15 protein-coding genes are annotated in these 22,455 nt (G+C 61.8%); 6 read left to right on the top strand and 9 right to left on the bottom strand.

Features of this window, described 5'->3' with window-relative positions; all coding sequences use genetic code 11:
* The coding region (locus QM659_RS15615; protein WP_415189126.1) for a hypothetical protein at window positions 1–219 on the bottom strand (219 nt) is incomplete at its 3' end.
* Window positions 220–628: 409 nt separating this feature from the next.
* Between QM659_RS15615 and QM659_RS15610 the strand changes: the two genes are divergently transcribed.
* Genes QM659_RS15610 through QM659_RS15595 form a run of 4 tightly spaced genes read left to right on the top strand, consistent with a single transcriptional unit; the run spans window position 629 to window position 4,240 of the window.
* A complete protein-coding gene (locus QM659_RS15610) occupies window positions 629–1,561 on the top strand; it encodes a siderophore ABC transporter substrate-binding protein (RefSeq protein ID WP_415189125.1) in 933 nt (310 codons plus the stop codon).
* A 6-nt stretch (window positions 1,562–1,567) separates the two neighbouring features.
* Window positions 1,568–2,530 carry an ABC transporter permease gene (locus tag QM659_RS15605; protein WP_415189124.1) on the top strand — a complete coding sequence of 321 codons (963 nt, stop codon included), beginning with the start codon at window positions 1,568–1,570 and terminating at the stop codon, window positions 2,528–2,530.
* Window positions 2,520–3,485, top strand: coding sequence for an iron chelate uptake ABC transporter family permease subunit (locus tag QM659_RS15600; protein WP_415189123.1), 966 nt, complete (start codon window positions 2,520–2,522; stop codon window positions 3,483–3,485). The genes QM659_RS15605 and QM659_RS15600 overlap by 11 nt, the downstream gene beginning before the upstream one ends.
* Window positions 3,482–4,240, top strand: a complete 759-nt coding sequence (locus QM659_RS15595) for an ABC transporter ATP-binding protein (protein WP_415189122.1) — start codon at window positions 3,482–3,484, stop codon at window positions 4,238–4,240. Before QM659_RS15600 ends, QM659_RS15595 begins: the two co-directional genes overlap by 4 nt.
* A 4-nt stretch (window positions 4,241–4,244) precedes the next feature.
* Here QM659_RS15595 and QM659_RS15590 read toward each other — a convergent pair whose 3' ends face one another.
* Window positions 4,245–5,204 carry a helix-turn-helix domain-containing protein gene (locus QM659_RS15590; protein WP_415189121.1) on the bottom strand — a complete coding sequence of 320 codons (960 nt, stop codon included), beginning with the start codon at window positions 5,202–5,204 and terminating at the stop codon, window positions 4,245–4,247.
* Between the two features lie 290 nt (window positions 5,205–5,494).
* Between QM659_RS15590 and QM659_RS15585 the strand changes: the two genes are divergently transcribed.
* Both QM659_RS15585 and fes read left to right on the top strand, forming a co-directional pair.
* A complete protein-coding gene (locus QM659_RS15585; protein ID WP_415189120.1) occupies window positions 5,495–7,645 on the top strand; it encodes a TonB-dependent siderophore receptor in 2,151 nt (716 codons plus the stop codon).
* Window positions 7,646–7,710: 65 nt separating this feature from the next.
* Window positions 7,711–9,276, top strand: coding sequence for an enterochelin esterase (gene fes, locus QM659_RS15580; RefSeq protein WP_415189119.1), 1,566 nt, complete (start codon window positions 7,711–7,713; stop codon window positions 9,274–9,276).
* Window positions 9,277–9,630: 354 nt separating this feature from the next.
* Here the strand turns inward: fes and QM659_RS15575 are convergent, their stop codons facing one another.
* From QM659_RS15575 to QM659_RS15545, 7 genes are all read right to left on the bottom strand, one after another.
* Window positions 9,631–12,918, bottom strand: a complete 3,288-nt coding sequence (locus QM659_RS15575) for an ATP-binding protein (RefSeq protein ID WP_415189118.1) — start codon at window positions 12,916–12,918, stop codon at window positions 9,631–9,633.
* Entirely contained in the window at window positions 12,918–13,613 is a 696-nt protein-coding gene (locus QM659_RS15570; RefSeq protein WP_415189117.1) for a hypothetical protein, read from the bottom strand. The genes QM659_RS15575 and QM659_RS15570 overlap by 1 nt, the downstream gene beginning before the upstream one ends.
* Window position 13,614: 1 nt before the next feature.
* The gene (locus QM659_RS15565) at window positions 13,615–14,469 is read right to left on the bottom strand and encodes an endonuclease domain-containing protein (protein WP_415189116.1); all 855 of its coding nucleotides are present in this window, start codon (window positions 14,467–14,469) and stop codon (window positions 13,615–13,617) included.
* A gap of 644 nt (window positions 14,470–15,113) precedes the next feature.
* On the bottom strand, window positions 15,114–17,048 hold the full coding sequence (locus QM659_RS15560; RefSeq protein WP_415189115.1) for an NYN domain-containing protein: 1,935 nt from the start codon (window positions 17,046–17,048) through the stop codon (window positions 15,114–15,116).
* 348 nt (window positions 17,049–17,396) lie between these two features.
* Window positions 17,397–20,570 carry an efflux RND transporter permease subunit gene (locus tag QM659_RS15555; protein ID WP_415189114.1) on the bottom strand — a complete coding sequence of 1,058 codons (3,174 nt, stop codon included), beginning with the start codon at window positions 20,568–20,570 and terminating at the stop codon, window positions 17,397–17,399.
* Window positions 20,571–20,596: 26 nt separating this feature from the next.
* Complete coding sequence (locus QM659_RS15550) at window positions 20,597–21,688, bottom strand: efflux RND transporter periplasmic adaptor subunit (protein WP_415189113.1); 1,092 nt, start codon at window positions 21,686–21,688, stop codon at window positions 20,597–20,599.
* A gap of 91 nt (window positions 21,689–21,779) precedes the next feature.
* Window positions 21,780–22,370: a TetR/AcrR family transcriptional regulator gene (locus tag QM659_RS15545; RefSeq protein ID WP_415189112.1), complete on the bottom strand. Its 591-nt coding sequence runs from the start codon at window positions 22,368–22,370 to the stop codon at window positions 21,780–21,782.
* Window positions 22,371–22,455: the final 85 nt, after the last annotated feature.

Here is a 22,455-nt window from a genome sequence, read left to right as displayed (position 1 = left end):
CGGCGCGGCTTCCGTCTGCGCGGCGGCGTGGGCCGACAAAAGAGGCGCCGAGCCGCGCTCGTCGCCCGGGTGAGCGGATGCATGCGAGGGCGGTGCTGCGGGCGATGGAGGCGCGTTCTGCGCCAGCACCCTCGCGCCGGGATCGAGAGCGAGCGCCGCAAACAGCAGGCAGACAGCGGAAAGCCGGATGGATTTCGCGAGCCGAACGCAATCAGTCATGTGAATTGCCGCTCTTTCGATGGTGACAATGGATGCGCTTCGCCACCTCTGCCCCGAACCTCGGTTCAATAATCCTGACGGCCACCGATGTTCGCCATTTGGCAATGGGACAAGGCAGCGGACTCTCCTCTGGACGGACACGCAGCAATGGCAATGTCCCGAACGAATACAGCATTACCATGATCGCGGGCAAGCCAGCCGGCTCTCAATGAATGGCGCTCATCAGAATTTGGTACGGAAGCACAATATTCGTGTCGCGATTACGCGAGATTTATAATTATTCTAATTACGCCGCTTGTTATAATTATTCTAAGTCTTGCATTTTTTACTTTGGCACGTCTGGCGCTTTGATTTTACGCATGTTAAAGCGATGCGCCCTTTGCAAGGTGGGATGAAAAGGACGCGCGCCGTGTTGGCAAAAATTATACTTAACGTCGCCCTGATGCTGACCGTCGCATTGACGGTTTCGGTCCCTTCGACGGGCGCGCGGGCGGAATTCGTTATCGAGCACGCGCAAGGGCGAACCGTGCTGCCGAAGAGACCCGAGAAGGTGCTCGTTCTCGACATCAACACGCTCGACATCGCGGACGCACTCGGGGCGCAGCCCGCCGGTGTGCTGGGGTCGAACCTTCCGCCATGGCTCAGGAAGTATGCCGATCCACGATATGCCCGGATGGGAACTTTGTTCGAGCCGGATCTCGAAGCCATCAACGCGGCGAGTGCCGATCTCGCGATTGTCGGTGTGCGTTCGCGCGGCAAGCTGAAAGACGTGGCCGCGCTCGTGCCCGCCGTCGATCTCTCGTTCGATCAGGACAGGATCGTGGAAAGCGTCAAGACCAACATCGCAAAGGTCGGCGCGATTTTCGGCAAGGAGGCCGAAGCCGCGCGCCTCGTGGCCGACCTCGATTCCCGGGTGACGGCGTTACGCGCGCGTGCAACAGGGGCGGGAACGGCGCTTATCCTCGTCACAAATGGCGGCAAGGTGGGCGCATACGGCCCGACGTCGCGCATAGGCTGGCTGCATCGCGAACTCGGCTTCAAGACCGTGGAAAGCAAGATCGACGACCGCTTCCATGGCGGCGACGTGGTGTCGTTCGAGTACATCCTTGAGAAAAACCCGGACTGGATCTTCGTCATCGACCGCGACGCGGCTGTCGGGACCGCCAGCAGGGGCGGTTCGGCGGCCGCCGTGCTCGACAACGAACTCGTCCGGCAGTCGAGCGCGGCAAAGCTCGGCAGGATCGTCTATCTCGACCCGTCGGCAGCCTATATCGCGCCGGGAGGCTATACGGCGCTGACAATTCTGATCGCGCAGATTCAGGCCGCGCTCGACCGGAAATAACGCGGCATGCGCACCCTCCTCCTCGCCGTCTTCGCGATGCTGGCGCTCGCCTGCATAAGCCTCCTCGTCGGGGTGACGCATATGCCCGTATGGGCCATGCTTTCAGGACATGATGACGGACATGCCGCGCGCATTCTCGCGATCAGCCGCATTCCGCGTACAATGGCGCTCATACTGGCGGGCGCGTCCATGGCCATCGCCGGCCTCATCATGCAGATGATGATCCGCAACCGCTTTGCCGAGCCGACAACATCCGGCACGGTGGAAGCCGCAAGTCTCGGCTTGCTGACCGTCACGATCATGGCGCCCGACCTGCCCGTGATGGGAAAAATGCTGGTGGCGGCCGCTTTCGCGCTCGCGGGAACGCTGCTGTTTGTGCGCCTCCTGCGGCTTGTACCCCTCCGCGATCCGCTGATGGTGCCGCTTCTCGGCATCATGCTGGGCGGCGTCATCCACGCAGTCGCTACCTTCATCGCCTACCGCTTCGATCTCCTGCAGTCGCTGCTGGCCTGGACCATGGGCGATTTCTCTGGCGTTCTGCGCGGCCGATATGAACTGCTCTGGGTCGGCGGGCTTCTTGCCGCTGTCGCCTGGATCGCCGCCGACCGGTTCACCGTGGCGGGGCTCGGGCGCGACTTCACCACCAATCTCGGCCTCAATTACAAGCGCGTTCTCGCGCTCGGCCTTGTGATCGTCTCGATGGTGACATCGGCGGTCGTCGTGACGGTGGGCATGATCCCGTTCCTCGGTCTCATCGTCCCGAACGTCGTAAGCCTCACCGTCGGCGACAACATGCGCCGCGCGGTTCCGTGGGTGGCCGTGCTGGGCGCGATCTTCGTCCTCTCCTGCGACCTCCTCGGGCGCATCATCCGCGAGCCCTATGAAATTCCGCTCGGAACCGTCGTCGGCGTCGTCGGCAGTGCCATGTTCCTTTGGCTCGTTTTGCGGAAGCGTTCGCATGCTGCCTGACCGGAACGCGCGGCCGCGCGCCGTCCTTTTGCTGCTCGGCGCGCTGGCGGTTGGTGCCTGCGTCGCGTTCATGACACTGGGCGCGAAAGGCAACTGGGACTTCGTGCTGAAGTTTCGCGGCCTGAAGCTCGCGGGGCTGGTTCTTGTCGCATGGGCGATTGCCCTGTCGACGGTGCTGTTCCAGACCGTCACCAACAACCGCATCCTCACGCCTGCCCTCATGGGCTTCGACGCGCTCTACATCCTGATCCAGACGATGCTTGTCACGCTGCTCGGGACGGCGGCGGTGGCCATGCTCGACCATAATTCCGTGTTCGCACTCAACGCCATCGCCATGGCTCTCTTTTCCGGGCTGCTGTTCCGCTGGCTGTTCGCGGGGGAGGAACGCAGCCTCCATCTTCTGGTGCTCGCGGGGATCATCTTCGGCGTCTTCTTCAAGAGCCTCGCGTCGCTCATGCAGCGGCTGCTCGACCCGAACGAGTTCATGGTCCTGCAAGACAGCTTCTTTGCGAGTTTCAACCGCATCGATGCCACGCTGCTCGGCGTTTCGACGGCGATCGTCGCTGTCGTCTCTGCCGTTGTGATCCCGATGCTGCCGCGTCTCGATGTGCTCGCGCTCGGCCGACCGATGGCGATAAGCCTCGGCGTCAACTATCGGCGCGAGGTTTCGCTCGTTCTCATCGCGGTGGCTCTTCTCGTATCGGCGTCCACGGCACTCGTCGGTCCCGTCACCTTCTTCGGGCTGCTCGTCGCGAGCCTCGCGCATGCGCTGATCGGAAACGCTCGCCACGCGGTGCTCATTCCGGCCGCTGTTCTTCTCAGCATAATTTTCCTCGTCGGCGGGCAGACGATTCTAGAACGCGTCTTCGGTTTCGACACCGCGCTGTCGGTCATCATCGAGTTCGTCGGAGGCATAGCGTTCATCATTCTCATCGTGAGAAAGGCCATCAGATGATACTCGCGAACGAAGTCACGAAGCGCTACGGCGACGCGGTGGTGGTCGACGGCCTCAGCGTGACGATCCCGAAGGGTGGCATCACATCGATCATCGGTCCGAACGGAGCGGGAAAATCCACCTTGCTTTCGATGCTGGCCCGCCTCCTCAAGATGGACGGCGGCAGCGTCACCGTCGGCGGCCTCGACGTCACCACCACGGCGTCGGATGTGATCGCGCGGCGACTGGCCATCCTCCGGCAGGACAACCACCTGACAGCACGGCTCACCGTCCGCGACCTCGTCACCTTCGGCCGCTTTCCCTATTCGAAAGGGCGCCCGACGCTGGACGACAAGCGCCACGTCGAGCGCGCGCTTTCCTATCTCGATCTCGGCGCGCTCGCCGACCGCTATCTCGATGAGCTTTCGGGTGGCCAGAGGCAGCGCGCGTTCGTCGCCATGGTATTGTGTCAGGACACGGATTATGTGCTTCTCGACGAGCCGCTCAACAACCTCGACATGAAGCATGCGCAGTCGATGATGAAAACGCTGCGTCAAGCGACGCGCGACCTCGGCAAGACCGTCGTCCTCGTGCTTCACGACATCAATTTCGCGTCGTGGTACTCGGATTTCATCGTCGCGCTGAAGGACGGCAAGCTTGCCATCGCCGGCTCGGTGGACGAAGTGATCCGCGAAGACATGCTCCGCGGCATCTACGGGATGGAAATCCAGGTCCATGCGGTGGCCGGACGGCGCATCGCCCTCTATTACGAATAGGCGTTCAGGAATTCATGCGCGCGGTGCGCCCGGGCGGGAAGCCGTAGGTGCGCTTGAAGGCGCAGGTGAAGTTCGACGCATTGGAATAGCCCGCGATATAAGCCGCCTCCGCGATGGTGATGCCTTCGCGGCAGAGCGCCGTCTTCGCGAGTTCGAGTTTCCTCTGGCGGATGAAGGCCTGCACCGTGATGCCGAAATGGGCCTTGAAGGCACGCTGCACGGTGCTGGCGCTTGCCCCCGTTTCGCGGGCGATCTGTTCGATCGTGAGATTTTCCGAAAGGTTGGCGATGATGAAGTCGCGCACGCGGCGGCCCTGTCTCGCAGCGCTCAGCGACGGCAGAGGATCATCCGCGCTCCGCTCCGCGAGCAGCGCATCGAATGCGAAGCGCAGCATGTCGAGCGCGCGCGCGTGCCTGTTGAGGCGGCAAAGCTCGGGACGCGAAACCGCCGGTTCCAGAAGCTCGCGCGCCGCCCAGACGAATTGGCGGCTCGGCGTCCAGGCAAAATGCGACAAATGCCTCGAAAGGAAGTCGTGCAAAGGCGGCGAACCTTCCGTCTCTTCGAGATAGAGACCGTCCAGCCAGTCCGGCGGGCATGAGATCTGAATTTTCCTCATTCCCGGAGAACTGCCGAAGTGGCCGAGAACACTCGGCCGCGTGAGGTTTATCATCATCGCACGTACCGGTTCAGCGCCGGCACCGCTTTGAAAAACGAAGTCCTGGTGGTCGATACGGAAGCGCTGGCTGCCCTGGAAGATCGCCATCAGCATCAATTTTGGCGGGATCTCGGAGAGGGCCGGAGCCGCTCGCGGCGCGGGAGCGACCGGAACGAGAGGCTTTTCCAGAATGCCCACCTTCGGCAACAGCTGCTGCCGCTTTTCGACGGCGCAGGCGCCGTCATCGAACGCTTCGATTGCAGAATAGCGACAGTCTGAGCCGAAGACGTCGCGATGGTCGTTTTGCATATCCTTTTGACATTCTCCCAAATTTCCAACGTCAGCCTCATAAGATATCCAGAGAAACATCTGGGTGCAAGCTAAGGTTTTCCGAGTATTTAAACCTTAGGTTGCGTAAACGGGGCGACAAAATGGGCACGACCACTTCAGGCTATCGGCAGAATTATTATAACTGTAGATCAGCGACAGCAAATACGAGTTATTATAGTTCCAAAATTTCAGTAAAGCGCGACCGTGTCCTGGCTCTGCTGGGCTGGAGCCTTGTCACAAGCGCGAGCCTTTTTACCCTGGACGCAGTCATGGTTCCGGTTCAGGCGCAAGGAACGGGCCAGATCGGCGAGATCGTCGTCGAAGGCAAAAAGAAGGTGAAAAAGCCCGCGCCGAGGCAGCAGGCCGCGCAGCCCGTCGAGTTGCCCCGGCAGGAGCCGCAGGCGCAGGAGGAGAGCGGTAACGGCCCGGTTCAGGGCTATGTCGCGCAGAAAAGTCTGACCGGTACCAAGACCAACACGCCGCTCACCAAGACCCCGCAGTCCATCTCCGTCGTGCCGCGCCAGCAGATCGAGGACCAGGCCGCGAAAACCGTGGCTGAGGCGCTCCGCTACACTGCGGGCGTATTTACGGAATATCGCGGCAGTTCGAACCTTCACGACGAAATGTTCGTGCGCGGCTTCAACTATGTGCCGCGCTACCTAAACGGCCTCCTCTACGGCTCCGGCTCTTTCGGCCAGATGGACCCGTATTTCCTTGAAAGGGTGGAGGTGATCAAAGGGCCCGCCTCGGTGCTTTACGGGCAGGCAAACCCCGGCGGCATCGTGAACCTCGTCAGCAAGCTCCCGACCGGCGAGACGCACCGCGAAGTCTTCGTCGAATTCGGCAGCGAAAACCGCTTCGCGACCGGCTTCGATGTCGGCGGTGTGGTCAGCCCGGAAATTTCCTATCGTGTCGTCGGCGTCGGCCTCGATAGCGATGGGGAGGTGAACTACACCGAGAAGAAGCGCGTCGGCGTCATGCCTTCCGTGATGTGGAAGCCCACCGAAAACACAAAGCTCGTCGTGGACGGCATGTACACCTACGAGCCAAACGCGGGCTTTCGGAACTTCCTCGAAGCGAAGGGCACGATTTACCCGACGTCTCATGGCTACGTGCCGCATGACTTCTACATGGGCGAGCCCAGCTACGATAAATACGAGCGGACGCAATACTATATCGGCTATCAATTCGAGCACCGCTTCGACCCGACGTTCACGATGCGCCAGAGCGCACGCATCTCGCGGATCGAGACCATGTTCAACACAATGGTCGAATGGGGCGTGGTCGACGACAACACCTTTGCAAGAAAGGCTGGAGCCGGCCCTGAGGAATTGACGCAGTTCACGGTCGACAATCAGGTGCAGGCCGACTTCAAGACCGCCTTCGTGAAGCACAAGATGCTGGGCGGTGTGGATTACCGCTGGTCGCGGCGCGACTACCAGTGGGGTTATGCGGCGACTCTCAGCTATATCGACTGGGACGATCCCGTTTACGGTCAGCCTGTCGATACAAACATCGTCAACAACACCGACAACAAGACGATCACCGATCAGGTTGGCCTCTACCTTCAGGATCAGATCGAGATTGGCCGCCTGAACCTGCTTGCGGGCGTGCGCCACGATTGGGCCTCGAACGAGGTCACGGACTACCTCAAGAGCGGCGCGAAGACCTCACAGGACGACACCGCTACCACCTGGCGCGCGGGTGCGATCTACAATTTCGAAAACGGCATCTCGCCTTATGTGAGCTTCAGCCAGTCCTTCGAGCCGGTAACGCAGGCACCCGCCACGGGACAGGCTCCCTTCAAGCCGACGACCGGCGAGCAGTATGAAGCCGGCATCAAATATGCTCCTCCCGGCACGCGCATGCTGTTCACGGCCGCCGTTTTCGACCTGACGAAACAGAACGTGCTGACGCGCCAGAAATCGACCGATCCCTATACGCAGATCGGTGAGATCCGCAGCCGCGGCTTCGAACTCGAAGCCCATGCGGAACTGACCGAAAACATTTCCGCCGTGGCGAGCTATAGCCATATCGACATGGAGGTGACGGACAACCTCGACAGCACGATTCTCGGCAAGATGCCGGCGCGCGTGCCGATCGATCAGGTGTCGCTCTGGGGCAAGTACGATTTCAAGGACGGTGCGTTCAACGGCCTCGGCCTCGGCGCGGGCGTGCGCTTCATCGGCGAGAGCTGGGGCAACGATACGAACACCTTCAAGGTGCCGGCGGTCACGCTTTTTGATGCATCCGTCAGCTACGACCTCAGCGCTTCCTTTCCGAACCTCAAGGGTACGAAGCTTCAGGTCAACGCCACGAACATTTCCGACGAGCAGTATGTGGCATCCTGCGCCAGCGCCGGGGCCTGTTTCTACGGTTCCGGCCGTGCGGTGACGGGGCAGGTCAAATATTCATGGTAAAAGTGCAAACCCCAGTCCCCGCCCGGTCTCTTGCCCGGGCGGGCCTTTTCGCGGTGATGATGACCATGTTTCCGCATGCATACGTGGCGGCCGAGGGACTTCCGCTTCGCCTCGATCCCGGCGCTTCGATGGAAGTGAATGTCGCGGCGACGGCTCCGGTCGTCATCGATGCCGGAACGCGCCCCGGCGACTATGTGGCGGGCGTGGTCGACGCCGGAGGCTCCGCCGTCACGCTCGAACTCCTGGCGGACGGCAAGCCTATACGACGGTTTTTCCGCGACGCGGCGGGGAGAAGCGATTTTCGCTATGTCGCCGATGAGGGTGACGTGCTGCGCCTCAGCGCGAGGGGGACAGGGCGCGTGCTTGTCAGGCTCGACAAGCGCATCGGCGTGGCCGAACAGGTCGCGCCACCGAAAAAGCCGGTCAGCCCGATGATGGCGGACCTCGCCGCGAAAGTGGCGGCGGGCGAGAGCACGGATGCCTTCTGGCGGATTGCTGCCGAGAGGGGGACGCCCCTCGTCGAGCCGGGCCCGGAGGGCAAGGTGATCGTCACCTTCCTGATGCGCGGAGCCAGGCGCGGCGTTCGCATTCTCGGCGCACCGAGCACCGATCACGATCCGATGGAGCGGCTCGGCGACAGCGACGTCTGGTTCAAGACGTATGTGCTCCCCTCCTCGACGCGGCTTTCCTATAAAATTGCGCCAGACGTGCCCGACCTCGCTGGCACCGAGCGTGAGCGGCGCGTCGCGATCCTCGCAACCGCAAAGGCGGATCCGCTCAATCGCGCGCCGTGGCCGGCAGAAGCCGGCGACGCCTACAATCAAAGCTCAACCTTCTCATTGCCGGACGCGCCCGCGCAGCCCTGGATCGCCCCCGTCGGCGCGCCTTCGGGCAAGCTTTCGCCCCTCGCCTTCGCAAGCGCGAAGCTCGGCAATGCGCGCGACGTGACGATTTACACCCCGCCGCACTTCAACCCCGCCGATCCCGAAACCGTGCTGCTCTTCGTGTTCGACGGTCGCGAGTATCAGGGCAAGGTTCCAACCCCGCTTATTCTCGACAATATGATCGCGGCGCGCGTGATCCCTCCAACGGTAGCCGTCTTCATTCCCAACATCGACGGCGATACGAGGGCGACCGAGCTTCCCGGCAACGAAACCTTCGCCGATGCTCTGGCAGGGGAGCTGCTTCCCAAGGTGCTTGCCGCGACCTCGCTACGGCATAGCCCCGCGCGCACCGCTCTCGCGGGATCGAGCTTTGGCGGGCTGGCCTCATCGACCATCGCCCTTCGTCACCCGGAAGCGTTCGGGAATGCCATCAGCCTGTCGGGCTCCTATTGGTGGCACCCCGACGACGCCGAACCCGCGCGAGCGAATCACGTCGCCGCGCTCGTCGCAAAGACGCCCCGCCGAGACGTCCGCTTCTTCCTGAGCGCGGGGTTCTTCGAAGCTGGAGGCGGCGGACGCCCGAGCATTCTTGAAACAAACCGTCATCTGCGCGACGTGCTCGAAGCGAAAGGATATGCGGTGATCGCGCGCGAATATGCGGGCGGCCACGACTATCTCGTATGGCGCGGAGCGCTGTCGGATGGGCTGCTGGCGCTCTTCGGCCGCGCTGAAATTAAGGCACCTTGAGGTGGCACGCCTCTGCGCGTTTGCAACTCTTTAAAGAGCGGCGGGTGCAAATCCGCCCTCACATTTTTGCCTGCCGCGAAGAGTTCCCATCGGGATCGGAAGCTATTCGGCAGGCTGGCACACCCGGCCGAAAAAGACACGCAATCCCACCAATCAGAATAGGCGACAAATCAATAACTTGGGAGGTGTTGACGCACCATAGACAGTGAAGATCCGAACTCCAAACGAACGTCTTCGTCGCTCAAGTCTGCGCCCCCATTTCGCCGCGCGTCCGCGTGGTCTAACAATGCGCTGATATCGCAGCGCGTATTCAAACCGAAAGATCGTGGCTACGTCGGCGACCCAGGGTAGGGTTTAAATCGACACTGCGCGAGCCTTCTCCATCACCTCCCCAGCCGTCGGCGGGTTCTTGGCGTGCCAGCTCAGACAAAGCGGCGTCTGGATCTTGAACGGGCGGGCGGATCCTTCGGTCGAAAAATAAAACTCACCGAGCTTGAGGCGACCCACGTCATCGGCTTCGCCGCCCTTGGCTCGAACCAGATCCTTGATCGCCTCGATGGCAGTCGGTGAACTCATCCTGCCGTAGACGTGCGTCGTGCAATTGGACACGATGCCGTTGTCGATGCCTTTCGGCAGCTGCGTCGCGAGGATCATTCCGAGGCCGTATTTGCGCGCCTGAGCCGCGAGCGACTTCGCGCTCTCCTTGCACGGCGTGCCAACTTGCGACGGCACGAAATTCTGAGCTTCGTCCATCACGTAGAGCAAACCGGTCTCGCTCGGATTGGCCTTGATCCAGGTGAAAAGCGCCATCTGCAACTGGTTCACGAAGGCCTGCTTGGCGGCCTCGCTTGCAAGCCCCGAGAAGTTGATGACCGAAATGCGCGTCCTGCCCTTCGCGCCAAAGAAAAGCTGGGCGGGATCGAGCTTCACACCGGCTGAGCGCAGCAGCGGATTTGTATCGACAGCGGCGCGAAGCTGGTCGGCCATGTCGCTTGCGAGTTTATAGGAGTCCTTGATCTGGCTCACTCCGTCGGGAAGCTCGGACAGAAGCCGAATGAAGTCTTCGAGCGAGTCGGTGCCGTCCTTCGCGAAGAAACGAAGCGCAGCGGCAAGCACGCCTTGTCTTAGCGTCGCCCTTTGGCCGCTGCCGCCGATATAAGGCGTCAGCGTCGCGAGCGCCATGGCGATGGCCTGCTCGCGTTCGTCCTGAGCCTCGCGGCCCTCTCCGATGCGCGAGAAGTCAGGCAACAGCGGCAGCGACATCGGGCGGCCGCTGCTCGCGCCCGGCGTCCAGATCACGACATCCGTGTTCTCGTGATACCTCTCAGCCCTGCCGGCGTCCTCGGCAGACATATCGGCGGGCGTTTCCGGCCAGCGGTCGCCGAGACGCGAAAGGTCGTTGTTGATATCGAGAACGATGGCGGGAATGCCGAGAAGAGCGGCCTCCTCGACGATTCGCCGCAGTAGCACGGTCTTGCCGGAGCCCGATCCGGCGATGATGGCGACGTGGCGCGGCAGGAGGGCTGCGTCGAGAGACACGGGGTCACCGAGCTGGCCGCGCTCGAACCGCCGCCCGAGCGGGATCAGACGCGGCGCGTTCTTTCGCTCGTGCTGACTGGCATCGCTTCTCGCGTGATCGCCGCTTTTATGGGAGCCTGCACGCGTGTTGTCGCGCGCCGCGGCATTGCCGGGGGAAGACCCGTTGCCCGCTCCGTTGCTGGCGGGCCCCACCCCTCCGCTTCCGGGGCCACCTGCCGGGCCACCACCACTCGGTCTGTCGTCACCCGATGGGTTGCCACCATCCGACAGGAACGGCGGCGGCGCAAGCTCCACGCTCTTGAAGAAATCCGTCTCGAACAACGGTTTCTTGCTGCGCAGCCAAGCCTCGAATTCGATATTGTCCTCTTTCGCGAGCGAACGAAGCGCGGCAAAAATACGGAGATCCTTTTCAGCGGGCACGATGATCTTGCCGCCCGCCTTCCTGAACTGATCCAGCAGCGTTTCGGTTTTCTTGCCCGTCGGGAGCGGAGAAGTGCGCAGCACGTAGAGATGGCGGAATTTCAGCGCCGTATCGATGCCGGATGCCGTCATCGCCGCCTTGAGGCGCGACTGGAATGCGATTGCGTTTACGTGCTCGATGATGCGGAAGCAGTAATGCTGTTCGCGGTCGCCCTCGTCATGGAACGTGAAGGACACGCGCCCATGCAGCGAAGGCCGCTTCTGGTCGGGGTCGCGCTGCGCCTCGGCATCGATTGCATCGGGCAAGTCGTAGTGCTTGACGAGGAACTGAAGCGTGGAATCGAGCAGCGCGCGAAGGTCGTCCTCGCCCGCGGGCGTGAACAGCGGCGCGACATTGGCCACGGCCACCTCGCGCTCGAACGCTGCTTCGATGTCGGCCCGCGGCGGCGCTGTCTCAGCGGAAGCTGCCTTGTCTTCCAGCGACAGGCATTCTGTAACGCGGCCTTCGGCGACGCATTTCCGGCGAAAGTCTTCGCAGCGCTTCAGAAGCTGGCGCGGCGTGTAGTCGACAGCGGCGTCCAACGACTTGCCTGTAAACGGCCATGTAGGATAGGGCGGCGTAAAGCCGTACTGCTCATAGGCTGGAGCCAGACGCGCTGCGATGAGCGCTTCCGCCGTCTCGCGCGTTTGCAGCGTTTTTAAAGGCAGCCCGCTCAGGTAGCGATCGCGGATCGAAGCCGTTGCGCCGCCCTCGATAATTTTCCAGGTCGCTTCGAGGCATGAAACAACCGTGACTGCTCGCCGCTTCTTCTCGTGGATTTCCATCAAGCCTTCAGCGAGAAGCTCCACGATAGCCTTTGCCTCAAGTTCTTCTTCATTCGTTTGCTGTGCCGCCCGAGCGCGTGCCTGCGCGTTGCTGGCGCTGACGATCGCATCAATCTGATCGACCGCGATGAGAGTGGGGCCGACGAGACTCATCAGCCATGAAAGCCCCTCGACAACCTTGATCGGTGAGTTCTCTTCCCTCAAACCGAGCGGCCGCGCTTCTTCCTGATCGACGTCCATCCCCTGCAGCCAGGCATGCGCAACGCTATGGTAGTCGAGATCCTCCGAAATCATCAGCACGAGTGCAGTCACCACGTCGCGATGCTTAAGGGTGGCGGAACGGTCCACCCTCGACAGCGCCGAAAGGAAGAGCTTCACAATCTCGGTGACGAGCTCGCGGGCGTCCTTCTGATACCATTTCGTTGCCGCCGCGAGATCGCTCTTGATACCGAGGTAATCGGCGAGACGGCTGATGAGCAGATCGTATTGGGTTTGCCGGCCAGGTGTCCGAACCTGCAGCGAACTCAAAAAACCGAGCGCAACGGACGACCAGAAATCTTTCACGCCGACGAAGTCGAGGAGGACGAACCATCCGTTTGCCCTCCAGACACGCCGCCGCAATTCGCCGATAAGGTGAGTTTTTCCGAAGCCCGCTGGCCCGACAAGAACCTTGCCGAGCGGTTCATTGTCGCCTTCAACCTGCGTCCTCGACAGGAAATAATCCATGATGTCGTCGGTCGCTGACTGGTTGATATTCGAAACGTGATAGTGCGGGTCTGTCCAGACACTTTTCAACTGTCTCGTCCAGTCGAAATTCACGGAACGAAAGGCTTCAAGCGGAGCTTCGGAAACAGGCATTATCTTTCAATCCAAAGAATATGGCGGGGTTCACCGGCAAAGGAAATGGAAGCCGCGCGGTCGGCATCAGTGATCTCCGCGCGATTGTCGAGAGGATAGAGCACGGCAGCATCCTCCCGCTGCATGAGGGTAAGCGCTTCATCCAGCGTGGCGCGCTCCACATCCGCGAGTCGCGTGCGGATGTCCTTCAGAAGGGCACGCGTGTTGAAGCGGCCGCCGGTCGCGTCGAGATACGCGGCGCGGATGCGGTCGCGAAGCGAGCCTGCTGGCACCTTCGGCGGCGTCTTGTCATGGCCGTTTGTCTTTGGAGGCGCAGGCTGTGCGGCAAGAACATCAGCCAGCGCCAGTCCACGCGTGTTGAGGAAGGCATCGAGCTTCACAAGCCAGCCGCGCAGGATTTCTGCGCCGGCGTTCGATTGCGCGGGCAGCGCATGGCCCAGGTTTTCATTGGCCCACGCCCAACCCTTGTCCGAAACCTCGATCCAAATCTTCTGGCCGACCTTCCACCATTTGATGAGCCCCGCGTCTTCCAGCGCTTCGCGATCCGCCTTTTCCGGCGTCGGTTTCAGATCACCACGAAATGCACCAGCGTTTTCCTTGGCCAGTAGCGCCCACATTATGAGCGCCTGCTTTTCGGGCGACGTCTTCTTTCCGCCAGTCTTCTTGCCAGCTTCGGTCTTGGTCTTGGCTGCCACCTCAAACCTCCATTGTCATCGTCTGGCGGCGCAGGCGCACCAGATCGCGGATCTTTTCGAGGGCTTTTTCGCAGTCCTGCGCGATCTCATCATTGGCAAGGCGAAGCACGATGTAGCCGCTCAGCATTAGCTCATAATCGCGATGGCGGTCGCGCGCAAAGGCTGACCGGCTTCCGTGGCTCTCATATCCATCAAGTTCCACAACCAGACGGCCCTCGGCCCACAGAAGGTCCACCCGGGGCTGCGTACCGCGTTCGGTCGTGACCGTTTGGTTGAAGGTGAAGAGCGCGCCAAGTTCGGCGTCGGCCGCAAGCATCGTCGCCACCTTTTTTTCGATGTCGCTCAAAGGATGGGGCGAGCCGCGCCAAGGCGCGATCCAAGGGGCAAGGGCTTCGCTTCGTGGCACGGTCGAAGGTGCCCTTTCTCCCACGATGCGCGCGCCATGAAGAATACGGTCGAAAGGCGGTTCGTTCGGCGGAAGACTGTTGAACAGGACGACGACGCCGCAAAACTGCGCGATCCATTCAAGCGCGCGCACGAAAGCGTCAGACGGCGCGTTGCTTTCGCCATCTGGAAACGTCACCGCCATCACAAGTCCGTCTGGCGCTATCGCCTTCGTTAACTGCTCGATGCTGGCGGCGAGGGAAAAGCCATCAACAAGCGGGAGCTTGGCGCGAAGTGCCGAAAGCGCAGCCAGTTCCGCCCAACGAGGCTGCACGCCCGCGACGTTTTTGGCTGCTTCGTTCGCCAGAACGCGAACGGCATGCCGCCCGAGTGAATCGTTGGTGCAAATGCCGAAGTCGACACCCGCCCCCGCGTACCAGCGCGGCCACAGCCGCAACGCGGAAGATGCCATGAAAGAGGCGATCTGCTGGACTACGTCTTGCGACGATCTCCACGGTTGAGTGGTCCGAAACAGCACCCGAATGAAGTTTCGAGGCAGTTCGGCTTGATCGATGAGTGTCCGCAGGTCGCCTGGCTCTAAACCGGCAAGGGAAAGCGGCATCCCCCGTTTGGCATTCAAGACGAACGTTGCGACATCCGCCGGATTGAGAACTTGGTCGCTATCGCAAAAAGGAAGCAAAGTCTCGTAACATTGATTGATAATCTGCCGATCTCTTCAGCTTAGACGTGACGGCTTTGAATTGCAAGATTACAATGCCGCTGGTTTTCTCTGAAAGCCCTCTGTTTGCAAGGCCCCCCGATGGAGAGCGAAGTCGCGCAAGCGGCGCCTTTTGGAGGCAGCCATCTGCACCATCGCATCGGGCATAAGGTACTGATGAAGGTGGCCCGCCGCTTCGATCTTCATCAGAGTGGTCCTTCGGGACCAGCCCCCGATGCTCGCCATGTCGAGCGCCGTCTGTTGGGGAACCGGCTTTTCAGAATGCCCGCTGAATCAAAAAGCTCCCGCCGAGGCGGGAGCTTTGTCAGCAGTGTGAAGGCGGCCACGGGGCCGCTTTTTCGGTGGTTGCGAGTTCACGCGGCGCGGCGGCGCGCCCGTCAATGCTTGAAGCTGAACCGCTGTTTTGGCGCCTGCTCCGGTTCCAGCTCGCGATCGAACCCGAAATCCGGCGGGAGCGGAATATCACTGCGAGGATCCGGCGGCGGCAAGGCGGAATCGGCCATGTAGCTGCGTGGATTGGGTGCGGGCCTTTGCACACCGACCGGGGTCAAGGGCGTTGCCTGAGGGCCAGCGCTGGAATTGATCGTCGTCTGGCCGACGGCCGACCACTGGCTGGCGCCGAACCAGACCTGAACGAGTTGATGCTCGTCCTCGGTGAGCTTCACTCCCGCATGGTGGCACTTCGCCAGCACGAAATCGCGATAGGCGCGCGCCACGGCCGCCGGTGAGCGGGTATGTTCAAGCCATGGGTCGATCTCGTCCACCGCGTCGAGCACGAAAGACACGTCCTTCATCGCGACGCGAAGCCCCTCGCGCGTGGCCCGCTCGACGACCGCCTGCGCTGTCTTCACGGGAGCGAATCCGCGCTCGTGAACCTCGGTCGCGATCAGCGTGAACAGCAGCTGATATTCGCTCGGAGGAAGCGGCGGCGCCTTGCAGGCGTCGTAGATGCGGGTGATCGAGGTTTGCAGTTCCGCGAGCTTGGACGAGCCCGTTTCCTGCGGCTGAGGCTGCGGAGCGGGCTGCCTGTCCACAAGCTTCTGCGGAGCGGGCTGCGGCGACGCCAGATCGACGCGCTCCTCGATCCTGTGCCGCGTGGGATCGTAGACGAAATGCGGCGGCTTGTCCGTGAGACGGAAGTTGTCGGGCAGCGTGGCGTTGAGGAAGTTCAGGAATCCGCCGGAGCCTGCCCAGTTCGTGCCGAGCGTCTTGGCGTGACCGAGGATTTTTTGCGCGCGGTCTGCCAGATAGGCGATCGGAACGGGCTTCTCGGAGGATTGCACCACATCGAGGACGAGATTCAGGATCTCCGCCCCGATCGACTGGAAGTCCTCGATCAGGGATTGCACCGCCGAATTCGCATGCCCCGAAGGCAGCCTGCGCTTTGCCGGTTCCTGCGGAAGGTTGTAGCCGCTGTAATTGGGCGCGGCGGGGATCGCCTGCGAAGGGGCTCCATAAGCGGGAGGCGCCGGAATGGCCTGCGCCGGTGCGCCGTAAGCGGGCGACGGCGCGGGTATCGCCTGAGCGGGCGCGCCGTAGCCCTGAAACGAAGGATGACCGTTGAAGCCGGCTTGCGGCACTGCCGGAAGCGATGATGCTGGCGCATGCGCCGCGGGAAGAGTGGCGGGAGGCGTGTGCGAGCGGTTCTGCTCGTAGCCCGGCTGTCTTGCGCCGTCATAGCCGAGGCGCGGCGCACGGTCCTGACCGATCATCGGCGCATCGCCCGCTGTCTCGCCGAGAAGGAAGGCGATCATGTCGCGTTCTTCGATCCAGCCGTCGCTGAACGCCTTGTAGATATCCGCTGTGCTTTCATTCGCATAGACCACGGTGCGGCGGTCGTGTGAACGAAGATGATGCAGAACGGGCGTGAAATCGGCGTCGCCCGAAAGGACGATGAATTCGCCGAAGCGCGTCGGATGCTCCAGAAAATCGCGGATGTCGCACGCGATCTTGATGTCGGTGCCGTTCTTGAACTGGTTGGAAAGCGGCTGGCAGTCCACAACTTCGAGACCCGCCATCATGAAATTCACGCGGACGTCGGCGAAGTTGTGCGGATCGTGCGGGCCGCCACGGCTGACGAGCTTCCGGCCCGGATTGCCATAGCAGCGCGCCACGGCGAATCGCCGCCGCACATAATCGGAATGCGACTTGAAGCGGACAAGCCCGCCCGTCGCGATTCGAGCCATCCATTCAGCCGGATTGCGGGCGAATCGCCCGGCGGCTTCCTCGCTCTGGCGGCGCAAGGATAGATACACGTTGTCGAAATCGACGAACAACGCGGAAAGGCAGACCTCCGCGGACCCCGGAATCATAGCTCTATACCCCGCTCGGACCATCGTCTGCCAACATGACCCCTCAAACCGGCACACGATAGTTTATTTAAATTTATGGCCATTTAGCAAGGCTCCTGCTCAGCCCGCTCCAACTCCGGCCACTCTCATTTCGGAAACGTGAAGCGAATTTCAAAGCGGGCTCCTTGCCCCAGATCGAGCCTCGTCCGCATTCGAGGCCCGAAATCCCGCTGTCGCTCGCGCCACTCCGAGAAGCTAAGGCATTAAATGTTAAACGGCTCCCCCGTGCAAGCCCAACCTCCGCGCGCGGAGCTTATCCACATGGTGCGGAGCGGAGAGGACTGAAAACTCCCCGCGCCGTTGCATCTCCTATTGACCGGCCTTTACAAGCTCTGGCTGTACCGTGGCGTTTTCTTGCCCGGGCCGTTGGGTTCGTCCCTCGACGCCCGGCACAGCAACCCGGAACACAAGCGCATAAAGCGCCGGCAGAAATGTCATCGTGAGGACCGTCGCGGCGAGGATTCCGCCCATCATCGCCACCGCCATCGGCCCCCAGAACGAAGACCCCGCGAGCGGAACGAGCGCCAGCACGGCCGCCGTCGCCGTCAGCATGATCGGGCGAAAGCGTCTGACCGCCGAGCCGACGATGGCATTATAGGTGTCGATTCCCGCAGCGAGATCCTGCTGGATCTGGTCCACGAGAATCACCGTGTTGCGCATGATGATGCCCGCGAGTGCGATCACGCCCAAAATCGCCACGAAGCCGAAAGGCATCTGCGTCACGAGCAGCGCGAACGAAGCGCCGATGATCCCGAGCGGCGCCGTCACGAGCACCAGCAGCGTGTGCGAGAAACTCTGCAATTGCACCATCAGCAGAAGGAGGACGACGATGACGAGGATCGGCACCTTCGCGGCAATCGACGTCTGCCCTTTGGCCGATTCCTCGACGCCGCCCTGCATTTCGATGCGATAGCCGAGCGGCAGACCAGCGCGGAGCGGCGCGAGTTCCTTGTAGATGGCGGTGACGACGTCGACCGACTGAACGCCATCCGGGATTTGTCCGCGAACGGTGATCGTCGGCAGGCGGTCGCGCCGCCATTCGACACCCGGTTCGAACACGAGCCGCGCCTTCGCGACCTGCGACACGGGTACGGCTCCGCCCGACGAGGTCTTGACGTAGGCGTTTTCCACCGCTGTAAGCAGGCCGCGCGTGCGATCGGGCTCGCGAAGAACCACGCCTATGGTCTGGTCCTTCTCCCGGAACTCCGCGAGCGTGTTGCCGGACAGCACCGTTTGCAGCGTCTGGCGCACCGCATTCGAGGTGACGCCGATAGCCCGCGCGCGGTCCTGATCGATATCGAGTTGGAGTGTCGGCGCAGGCTCAAGCCAGTTGTCGTGCAAATTGAAGACGAGCGGGTTCGCGGCGGCGGCCTTCGTCACCTCGTTCGCGATACGGCGTACCTCCGCACGGTCGGGCCCCTGCACACGGAGCTGGATCGCCCAGCCCACCGGCGGCCCCAGCGTCAGCGGCTCCACCTTGAAGCGAACATTGGGGAATTCCGCCGACAGCAACGCGCGGATCCTGTGGACCACCGCATCGCGCATTGCCGTGCCTTCGGTGTTCTTCGGCAAAACGAGAAATTGCGAGAAATTCTTGGTTTGAAGCTGCTGGTCGAGCGGGAGGAAAAAGCGCGGCGCGCCCTCGCCCACGAAGGCCGTGAAGGTCGCCACGTCGGGATCGGCGAGCAGCTTCTGTTCGAGCTTCTTCGCCGCGGCATCGGTTTCGGCGTATGACGAGCCCTCCGGAAGCCAGAGGTCGACGAGAATTTCGGGACGATCCGAGCCGGGAAAGAACGATTTCGGGACGAAGGCAAAACCGATGAGCGCCAGGATGAAGGTTGCGGCGGTGATCGAAACGACCTTCCTGCGATGCAGGATGCAAAACGCGATTGCCGCGCGGAGCCGCCGATAGATGGGCGTATCGTAGACGTCATGGTGCTCCGGATTTTCCACCGGACGGTGACGCAGCATCGTGTGCCCGATATAGGGCGTGAAATAAACGGCGGCGAACCACGAGATGACAAGCGAAAGGCCCACCACCCAGAACAGGGAATTCACATATTCCCCCGATGTGCTCGCTGCGAAACCCACCGGGATGAAGCCCGCCGTCGTTATCAGCGTGCCCGTCAGCATCGGAAAGGCCGTCGATGTGTAGGCAAACGAGGCGGCCCGGACCTTGTCGAAGCCTTCGTCGAGCTTCCGCTCCATCATTTCGACGGCAATCATGGCATCGTCGACGAGAAGGCCGAGTGCGATGATCAGCGCGCCGAGCGAGATGCGCTGGAGATCGATGCCGATGATGAACATGGCGAGGAACGTCGCCGCGAGAACGAGCGGGATCGTCAGCGCGACGACCACGCCCGCTCGCCAGCCCAGCGCCAGCAGCGACACCGCGAGCACGATCAGCAACGCCTCGCCGAGCGCCTTCAGAAACTCGCCGATGGCCTTCGTCACCACGGCGGGTTGATCGGAAATCTTCGTGAAAGTCACGCCGACCGGCAGTTCGTTATGAATCTGCGCGAGACCGGTTTCGAGCGTCTTGCCGACTTCCACCACATTATAGCCGTTCGACATGACGACGCCGAGCAGCACGGCCTCGTTGCCGTCATGGCGGATGCGGGCGACCGGCGGATCTTCGAGGCCCCGCTTTACCTCCGCGATATCGCCGAGGCGGACGGTCTGCGCGCCCGCGCGAAGGCGAAGCTCGCGGATTTCATCGACGGTCATGATCGAGCCCTGAACGTCGAGCCGGACCGCTCGCTCGCTCGTCTGCACCGAACCGGCCGGCGCCTGACTGTTCTGCCCATCCAGCGCCGCCTTGATGTCCGCTACGGCGATATTGCGTTCGGCCAGCACTCGCGACGGAATCTCGATGTAGACCTTTTCCGGTTGCACGCCGAGCAGGTCCACCTTGCCGACGCCCTCAACGCGCAGCAGGACATCGCGTGCGCTTTTCGCGAAGTCTCGCAATTCCGGATAGCTGAAGCCCTTCCCCTCGATGGCGTAGAGCGCGAGGTAGGTGTCGCCGAACTCGTCGTTGAAGAAGGGCCCGACGACGCCCGCGGGCAGGTTCTGCTTGATGTCGCCGATCTTCTTGCGAACCTGGTAGAATGCATCGGGCACGTCGCGCCCCCTTGCATCGCCGCGCAATTCCACGAACACCACCGCGCTGCCCGGATGAGTATAGGACTGCACATAATCGAGATGGGGCGTCTCCTGAAGCTTGGTCTCGATCTTGTCGACAACCTGCTCCTGCATCTCGCGTACGGAGGCTCCGGGCCACTCGACCTGAACAACCATCATACGGAACTGGAAGTCCGGGTCTTCCTTCTGGCCGAGGTTCTTCAGCGCATAGATGCCCATCGCGAGGATAAGAACCAGCAAGAACCGCGTCAGGCTTCCATGGCGAATGGCCCATGCGGATAGATTGAAGCCGCCGTTGTCTTCGTGCCTTGCGGAAGCACGCTGGTTGGAGGGTTCCATTGTGTCGCGTCCCGATCGAGTTCTGTTCAGTAGGTCCGCGAGCCGTGGGCGGCGACCGTCGGGGAGAAATCCTGCGAGAGACGCACTTCCATGCCGTCTCTCAGAAACTGAATGCCGCCGCTGACAACGATCTCGCCCGGAATGAGGCCTGACGTTATGCGCACGCCATCCTCCGCCACTCCCCCGAGCGTCACTTCGCGGCGTGCGACCGTCTCGCGCGCCTTGTCAGCGACATAGACAACGGGCTTTCCCCCGTCTTCGGTAAGCGCGGTCAGAGGCACGACGACAGGCGGCGTCGCCTCCTTGACGCGAAATGTAACGGACGTCGTCATGCCAAGGCGCATTTCCGGCCTCGGATGCGCGATCGCCACGCGAACGGCATAGGTGCGCGAGGCCGTATCTGCGGCGCTGGCGATCTCGCGGATCTTGCCGTCGCTGCTTATTTCGGGCGCCGACCAAAGCGCGATGCGGGCAGGTTCGCCCACGCTGAGCCGCGCGATTTCATTCTCCGGCACTGCGGCCGCCACCTCGACGGATTCCGTGAGGGCGAGAGAAATCACCGCCTGGCCCGCGCTCACCACCTGCCCCGGCTCGGCGCGGACAGCCGTTACGATACCGTCCTTGTCGGCGACAAGAAGCGCATAGCTTGTTGCGTTCGCAGCCTGATCGAGCTGGTCCTTCGCCGAGGTGTACGCTGCCGTTGCGGCGTCGTAATCCAGCTTCCGCTGGTCATAGACGGCCTTGGCGATGAAGCCCTTCGGAAGCAGATAGGCCGCGCGGTCGAAGGCATCCTTCGCAACGTCGACGCGCGCCTTCGCGCTCTGAACACTGGCGCGAGCGCTGTTTTCCGCGAGCTTCAGGTCCACTTCGTCAAGGCGTGCGATCTTCTGGCCCGCCTTCACCTGTTCGCCGACATTCACGAAGCGCTCGACGATCTTGCCCGCGACCCGAAAGCTGAGCTGGCTTTCAATGCGAGGCGCAATCACGCCTGAGTAGGTGAGCGTGCGTTCAGCCGATGGCGGCTGGACGACGAATGTCTTGACCGGGCGAGCGGGTTGCGACGCCTCCTGTTTGTCGCCGCATGCCGCGAGAGCGAGCGGGAGGAGAAGAATGGTCACCGCACCCCGAACCTGCCACCGGGTGTGAAATGATGAATTCTCATAATCGTCATCAAAAGACAGCATGGATTCAGCCTCTTCTGCTTTTGCCTTAAGCCCTCAGGGCTGAAAGAACGAACGCGGCCATATCCGAGGCCGAAGGCGTCCTTGGGTTTGAACCGAATTGCGCAACGACGACCGGATGGGAGCAGACCATGATTGCGCCAACAGTGCGCCTCGCGGCCTCATCAGGGTCTTGAGCGCGAAATTCGCCGGACGCAATGCCGCTTGCGATGATTTCGGCGACCATTTCGTCAATGAAACGAAGATGTGGCTCGATTACATCCCACTGCTCGTCCATGGCGACCACAACCATGTCGTGGACCTTCCTGTCATTGATGAGTGTGTTGCGAGTATGGTCCGACAGATGTTCGATGAACCGTGTCAGGCGGGCGCTCGCCGCGCCGCTTGCGCTTGCAATCGTCCGCAGACTGGTATGCAGCGTCGCGATGATGCGGGCGCAGATCGCCTCGTTGATCTCGGCCTTGGACCCGAAGAAACGGTACACGTTCGCGGGTGACATGCCGCATGCATGGGCAATGTCCGCGACTGTGGTCTTCGAATACCCGAAATGGCGAAACAGGCGCTCGGCCTCCCCGAGAATGCGATCGCGCGTGGTCTCAGCGGTCGAGGTTTGCGTCATAGGCTTATTTTCACCTGCGGCTGACTTGTGACGAATTTCGTTTTTTATCACTAATCAGAGAATGCGGCAGATGCAAGGTGGTTCC

This window comes from Rhodomicrobium sp., from assembly GCF_047605405.1.
Taxonomy (GTDB): domain Bacteria; phylum Pseudomonadota; class Alphaproteobacteria; order Rhizobiales; family Rhodomicrobiaceae; genus Rhodomicrobium; species Rhodomicrobium lacus.
Note: the sequence above shows the minus strand (reverse complement) of the source record. Positions and strands in the feature narration are given on the sequence as shown.

Coding starts and splice junctions, on each gene's coding strand:
- QM659_RS15605 (WP_415189124.1), top strand. CDS start 1,568: ATGCGCACCCTCCTCCTCGCCGTCTTCGCGATGCTGGCGCTCGCCTGC.
- QM659_RS15600 (WP_415189123.1), top strand. CDS start 2,520: ATGCTGCCTGACCGGAACGCGCGGCCGCGCGCCGTCCTTTTGCTGCTC.
- QM659_RS15595 (WP_415189122.1), top strand. CDS start 3,482: ATGATACTCGCGAACGAAGTCACGAAGCGCTACGGCGACGCGGTGGTG.
- QM659_RS15590 (WP_415189121.1), bottom strand. CDS start 5,204: ATGCAAAACGACCATCGCGACGTCTTCGGCTCAGACTGTCGCTATTCT.
- QM659_RS15585 (WP_415189120.1), top strand. CDS start 5,495: ATGGTTCCGGTTCAGGCGCAAGGAACGGGCCAGATCGGCGAGATCGTC.
- fes (WP_415189119.1), top strand. CDS start 7,711: ATGTTTCCGCATGCATACGTGGCGGCCGAGGGACTTCCGCTTCGCCTC.
- QM659_RS15575 (WP_415189118.1), bottom strand. CDS start 12,918: ATGCCTGTTTCCGAAGCTCCGCTTGAAGCCTTTCGTTCCGTGAATTTC.
- QM659_RS15565 (WP_415189116.1), bottom strand. CDS start 14,469: ATGGCATCTTCCGCGTTGCGGCTGTGGCCGCGCTGGTACGCGGGGGCG.
- QM659_RS15560 (WP_415189115.1), bottom strand. CDS start 17,048: ATGATTCCGGGGTCCGCGGAGGTCTGCCTTTCCGCGTTGTTCGTCGAT.
- QM659_RS15555 (WP_415189114.1), bottom strand. CDS start 20,570: ATGGAACCCTCCAACCAGCGTGCTTCCGCAAGGCACGAAGACAACGGC.
- QM659_RS15545 (WP_415189112.1), bottom strand. CDS start 22,370: ATGACGCAAACCTCGACCGCTGAGACCACGCGCGATCGCATTCTCGGG.